The sequence below is a fragment of the Streptomyces mesophilus genome (assembly GCF_040300965.1).
GTDB classification, from domain to species: Bacteria; Actinomycetota; Actinomycetes; order Streptomycetales; family Streptomycetaceae; genus Streptomyces; species Streptomyces mesophilus_A.
The window spans coordinates 1-4,981 of the sequence record NZ_JBEPEW010000278.1; the positions used below are offsets into that span (position 1 = coordinate 1).

5 protein-coding genes are annotated in these 4,981 nt (G+C 71.7%); 1 reads left to right on the forward strand and 4 read right to left on the reverse strand.

The genetic code is table 11. From position 1 onward, the window contains the following. Window positions 1-521 (reverse strand): adenosylcobinamide-GDP ribazoletransferase (locus tag ABT367_RS40775; protein ID WP_352258956.1); only part of this gene is annotated, 521 nt, incomplete at its 3' end. A gap of 88 nt (window positions 522-609) precedes the next feature. Here ABT367_RS40775 and ABT367_RS40780 point away from each other — a divergent pair. Continuing rightward, window positions 610-1,419, forward strand: a complete 810-nt coding sequence (locus tag ABT367_RS40780) for a hypothetical protein (RefSeq protein WP_352258958.1) — start codon at window positions 610-612, stop codon at window positions 1,417-1,419. Here ABT367_RS40780 and ABT367_RS40785 read toward each other — a convergent pair. The 3 genes from ABT367_RS40785 to ABT367_RS40795 all read right to left on the reverse strand — a co-directional run. Then, entirely contained in the window at window positions 1,314-2,054 is a 741-nt protein-coding gene (locus ABT367_RS40785; RefSeq protein WP_352258959.1) for a hypothetical protein, read from the reverse strand. The genes ABT367_RS40780 and ABT367_RS40785 overlap by 106 nt on opposite strands. After that, window positions 2,051-3,811, reverse strand: a complete 1,761-nt coding sequence (locus ABT367_RS40790; protein ID WP_352258961.1) for a phosphatidylglycerol lysyltransferase domain-containing protein — start codon at window positions 3,809-3,811, stop codon at window positions 2,051-2,053. The genes ABT367_RS40785 and ABT367_RS40790 overlap by 4 nt, the downstream gene beginning before the upstream one ends. A gap of 91 nt (window positions 3,812-3,902) precedes the next feature. Continuing rightward, the coding region (locus ABT367_RS40795; RefSeq protein WP_352258963.1) for a nicotinate-nucleotide--dimethylbenzimidazole phosphoribosyltransferase at window positions 3,903-4,981 on the reverse strand (1,079 nt) is incomplete at its 5' end.

Sequence of the window (4,981 nt, forward strand, 5' to 3'; positions counted from 1 at the left end):
CCTGACGCTGGCCTCGTACAGCTGGAAGAGGACAGCGTCAGGGCCGTGCGGCCCGCGACATGGGCCACGGCCGCGGCGACCGCGCCGTGGGCCCAGCCGCCCTCCTCGTACAGCTGGAAGAGGACCGCGACCTGAGCGAGCAGGGCGAAGAGCAGCGTGACGACGCCGAACGGGCCGATGTCCGAGCGCTTCATGATCGTCAGTGCTTCGTCGGCGGGCTTGCCGCTGCCGAGGCCGTCCGCCGTGTCCGCGAGCCCGTCGAGATGCAGCGCCCGCGTCAGGAGCGCGGGGACCGCCGTGGTCGCGACGGCGGCGAGCAGCGCGCCCGCGCCGAGCAGCAGCAGGAGCCCGCCGAGCGCGGCTGAGAACAGGCCGACGACCAGGCCGGCGAGCGGCGCGCACAGCATGCCGATACGCGCGGCCGCCCGGTCCCAGCGCTCCACCCGTATCGGCAGCACGGTGAGCGTGCCGAAGGTGAAGCGCACGCCATCGATGAGGCGAGCGGAGTCCTGTTGAGTCACCGCGGCAGGCTAACCGCCGCCCTCGCGCGTAAATTTGCGCATACGCCAAGAAACTGGCGCATACCGTGACAGGTAGGGAGGGCGTGGCGTGGATCACTGGTGGTACCGGAACATCCTCGAACCGGGGAAGCTGCCACTGCTGCTCGCGCTGGTCTCCTTCGTCCTGTCGTTCCTGGTGACCCGGATCATCACGCGGATGATCCGGGCGGGCAAAGGCCCCTTCGGGAACGTGAAGGCCGGCGATCTGCACATCCACCACGTCGTGCCCGGCATCATCCTGACCATCATCGGTGGCTTCGGCGCGGTCGCCGCCGGCCGGCACAGCTTCGGCTCGCTCGTCTCGGCGGTGCTCTTCGGACTCGGTGCGGGGCTCGTGCTCGACGAGTTCGCGCTGATCCTGCACCTGGACGATGTCTACTGGAGCGAGGCGGGCCGCAAGAGCGTGGAGATCGTGGTGATCACCGCGGCCCTTGTCGCGCTGGTGCTCGGCGGTTTCCTGCCGTTCGGCGTCAATGAACTCACCACCGAGGAGCGGCACAGCCGCGTCTTCGTCGTGATGAACACCGCCACGAACTTCTTCTTCGCGCTCATCGCCCTCGCCAAGGGCAAACCGCGGATGGCCCTGTTCGGGATCGTGGTGCCGGGTGTGGCGATCTTCGGCGCGATCCGGCTCGCCCGCCCCGGCTCACCCTGGTGGAAGCTCTTCTACCGGAACCGCCCCCGGGCCCGCTCGAAGGGCGGTCTGCGCGCCTACCACCACGACCGCCGCTGGTCGAAGCCGCGGCGGAAGGTTCAGGAGCTGCTCGGCGGCCGTTTCGACGCGGAGCCGCGGCGCGGCTCGGTGGTCGACCCCGATCCGGCCCCCGGCCCCGACCACATGCCCGAACGGCGGCGCTGACGCAGCGCGGAGACACCGCACAGGAGCAGCACCGCGACGATCGCCGCGAGGTGTTCCCGGCCCGCGAGGTTGTCGTCGATCACCGTCTCGACGACCATCGCGCCGATCACGAGCGCCATCGTGAACCAGGCCCGGTAGCGCCAGCACACGAAGACCGCGAGGCCCACCACCGCCGCCGAAGGGCCGGTGTCGACCACCTGCGCGTCCGATGCGGGCAGCCCGAGCGGCCGGTCCTCGCCGAGCCAGATCCCGAGCCGTGCGTACAGCGTGCCGGCCAGCGTCGCCACGTATCCGATGACGAGCATCCGCCACCAGCCGAGCGTGATCTCCGCGATCCCGAACACGAGCAGGATCTGCCCGAGCGCTCCCCAGACCGGCAGATCGAGCGCCGGTACGAACAGGGAGAGAGGGGTCCGCAGAAGCGCGAGCCAGAGCGGGTCCTCGGCGCGTACGGAGCCGAGGTTCTGGACGAACTGGTAGCCCCACTCCTGGTTCTGGACGTACTGCATCAGCGCGGTCAGGCAGACCGCGGCGAGCGTCACCGGGATGGCGCGCCACTTCTTCGTACGGAGGCCGTCGCGCACGGCCCGGTACAGCGGACCCCACTCCGCCCGTACGACGCCGGCGGGGGTCACCGGTGCGACTCCAGGTGGCGCCGGTGCATCCACTTGGGAAGACCGGGAGCCTCCAGGAAGCCTTCCGCGCGGGCCGCCGCGACCCCGATCCGGACCAGATCGCCGCTCTTCTCGAAGAGCAGGAACCGCGGCTCCCAGATCGGCCGGTACTTGGCGTTCGCGCGGTACAGGGACTCGATCTGCCACCAGCGCGAGCAGAAGCTGAGCAAGGAGCGCCACATACGGAGCACGGGACCCGCGCCGATCCGGGCGCCGCGTTCGAAGACCGAGCGGAACATCGCGAAGTTCAGGGAGACCTGCGCGATGCCGATCTCGCCGGACCGCCTGAGCAGTTCGATGACCATGAACTCCATCAGGCCGTTGTCGGCGTCCCGGTCACGCCGCATCAGATCGAGGGACAGGCCCTTGGGGCCCCAGGGCACGAAGGACTGCAGCGCCCTCAACTCCCCCTCGCCATCGGTGCATTCGACCATCACGCACCTCCCGTCCTCGGGGTCGCCGAGCCGCCCGAGCGCCATCGAGAAGCCGCGCTCGGTGGCGCCGTCACGCCAGTCGTCGGCCCTTTGCAGGAGATACGAGAGCTCCTCGGCCGGAATGTCCTCGTGCCGCCGGATCCGGACCCGGTAGCCGGCGCGCTGGACGCGGTTGTGGGCCTGGCGGACGGTGCGCATCGCTCGCCCCTCAAGGGTGAACTCGGCGGTCTCGACGAGTGCTTCATCGCCCAGCTCCAGTGCGTCGAGCCCGTGCCGCGCATAGATCGTGCCGCCTTCTTCGCTCGCCCCGATCACCGCCGGCGCCCAGCCGTGCTCCCGTGCCTCGGCGAGCCACGGCTCGATCGCGCCCGGCCAGGCCTCGGGGTCGCCGAGCGGATCACCGGACGCGAGCGAGACCCCGCCGACGACGCGGTACGTGACGGCCGCCTTGCCGCTGGGGGACCACACGACGCTCTTGTCGCGGCGCAGCGCGAAGTAGCCGAGGGAATCGCGTTCGCCCCGGCGGTCGAGGAGTTCGCGCAGCCGTTTCTCGTCGTCCTCGGTCAGCGGATCCACCGCGCGCCGCGAGCGGAACGCGGCATACAGGACGGCGAGCAGGAGCCCCGTGCTCAGGACGTTGATGGAGACGTCGACCCAACCGGGCGTGGTGATCGTCGGGTGCGCCTCGTCCGCCGCGAGCGAGACCAGGCGTACGGTCCCGTACCGCCAGCGCTCGATGAACCCGGCGGTGCGGCCCTGGTCGGTGACCGTGACCAGGAGCGCCGCGAGCAGCGAGGTCACGAGCAGCCCGCCGGCGCCGACGGCGGCGGCCAGCTTCGGGTTGGAGCGGTCGCCCTTCGCGTAGAACTCCTTGCGGCCGATCACGAGCGCGCCGACGAAGGCGGCGGTCAGGCCGAGCGAGATCCAGTTCTGCGGATGCCGGCGGATCTCGGGGAAGAGCAGCGCGAAGGCGAAGAGCGCCAGGAACGAGCCGCTGAGCACGGAGTTGAGGATCCACGCGGCGCGCTTGCGGCGCCGCATCGTCACGGCCAGGAAGAGCGTGAACAGACCCGAGGCGAAGCCCGCGGTCAGCAGATACGGGGTGAAGAAGTCGTCGGTGTTGTGGCGCCGCAGATCCTGCGCGAAGGAGACCCAGAACGCGCTCAGGAAGTTCAGGAACGCGACACCGCGCAGATACCAGACGGCGAAGCCCGCCGCCCGTCTGCGGTGCGCCGCCGCCCGCAGCTCGGCGGCGGCTTCTGGCTCACGTCCGGCCTCTCCCATGAAAGCCGATCCTATGGGGCGAATCGGGCAATACGGGGTCAGGGAGCGCCATACGGATCAGACGTGACGGAACCTCAGGCGTGACGGATCCTCAGGCGGCGGGCTCGGGGTCGGTGTTGGTGTCGGCGATCCGGGTGGCGTCGTCCTGGGCGTCGGCGGCCAGGACGACGTCATCCTCGGGCTTCTCGTCCGGGAGCCCCCGCACCGGGAGTTCCGCCGCCAGCGCCGCAGCCGCGCGGACCATCGGCAGTGCGAGCAGGGCGCCCGTGCCCTCGCCCGCCGTCACCCCGTGCGCGAGGAGCGGTTCGAGGGCGAGCCGGTCGAAGGCCTTGGCCTGGCCCGGCTCCCCGCTGGTCTGCCCGGCCAGCCACCAGTCCGGCGCGCGGAACGCGATGCGCTGGGCGACCAGCGCGCAGGCTGCGGAGACCACGCCGTCGAGCATCACCGGGGTGTGCCGGATCGCGCTCTGCAGCAGGAAGCCGGTGATCGCGGCGAGATCCGCGCCGCCGACGGTCCGCAGGAGCGCCAGCTGGTCGCCGAGTACGGGCCGTGCGCGGCGCAGCGCGTCGCGGATCGCGGCGCACTTGCGCATCCAGGCCAGGTCGTCGATGGGCTGTCCGCCGCGCCCGGTGACCACCGAGGCGTCGGTGCCGCAGAGTGCGGCGACGAGGACTGCGGCCGGGGTGGTGCCGCCCACGCTGAGATCGCCGAGCACCACCAGGTCCGTGCCCGCGTCGGCCTCTTCGTCGGCGATCGCCATACCGGCGCGGAAGGCCTGCTCGGCCTCCTCGGCGGTGAGGGCGTCCTCGATGTCGATACGGCCCGACCCGCGCCGCACCCGGTGGCCGCCCACCTCCGCGGGCAGGGTCTCGGGGTCGCAGTCGAGCGCCACGTCCACCACGCGCACCGGCACCTCGGCGTGCCGGGCGAGCACGGCGACCGGGCTCGCTCCGTCGAGTACGGCCCGCACCAGCTCGCTCGCGCTGTCGGCCGCCCGTGCGGAGACGCCGAGCCCGGCCACGCCGTGGTCGCCCGCGAACAGCAGCACCTTCGGCTGCCGTACCGGCTTCACCGGCACGGAGCCCTGGGCCGCGGCGAGCCACTCGCCGAGCTCGTCGAGCCGGCCGAGCGCGACGGGCGGCACGGCGAGACGGACGCGGCGTACCTCGG

Bases quoted from the DNA above. Each gene is read 5' to 3' on its own strand.
- ABT367_RS40790 (WP_352258961.1), bottom strand. From the start codon at position 3,811: ATGGGAGAGGCCGGACGTGAGCCAGAAGCCGCCGCCGAGCTGCGGGCG.